Source organism: Achromobacter sp. SIMBA_011, assembly GCF_046535435.1.
In the GTDB taxonomy this organism is placed as follows: Bacteria; Pseudomonadota; Gammaproteobacteria; order Burkholderiales; family Burkholderiaceae_B; genus Achromobacter; species Achromobacter dolens.
In genome coordinates this window covers 1-317 of sequence record NZ_JAWRWN010000210.1, presented here as the reverse complement: position 1 = coordinate 317, position 317 = coordinate 1, and the positions used below count along the sequence as shown (strand labels likewise).

Sequence of the window (317 nt, the reverse complement as noted above, 5' to 3'; positions counted from 1 at the left end):
AGCAATGCCGCAAGGCTTCTTGGCCGCCTTGGCATGACGGAACGCCTCGATCACCGGCCCGGCCAGCTTTCCGGCGGCCAGCAGCAGCGTGTCTCCATCGCCCGCGCCCTGATGAACGATGCCGAGGTCATCCTTGCCGATGAACCGACCGGCGCGCTCGACAGCGCGAGCGGCGATGAGGTGTTGCGTATTCTCGACGAGCTGCATGCCGAAGGCCGCACCGTCATCATCGTCACCCATGACATGTCGATTGCCAGACGCGCGGGGCGGATCATCGAAATCAGCGACGGCGCCATCGTTTCGGACCGGAAGGCGGA

1 protein-coding gene is annotated in these 317 nt (G+C 65.0%); it reads left to right on the top strand.

The window, feature by feature from the left end:
• Positions 1-317, top strand: a 317-nt coding sequence (locus tag SB816_RS30620) for an ABC transporter ATP-binding protein (protein ID WP_410548067.1), incomplete at both ends; no start/stop codon positions are given.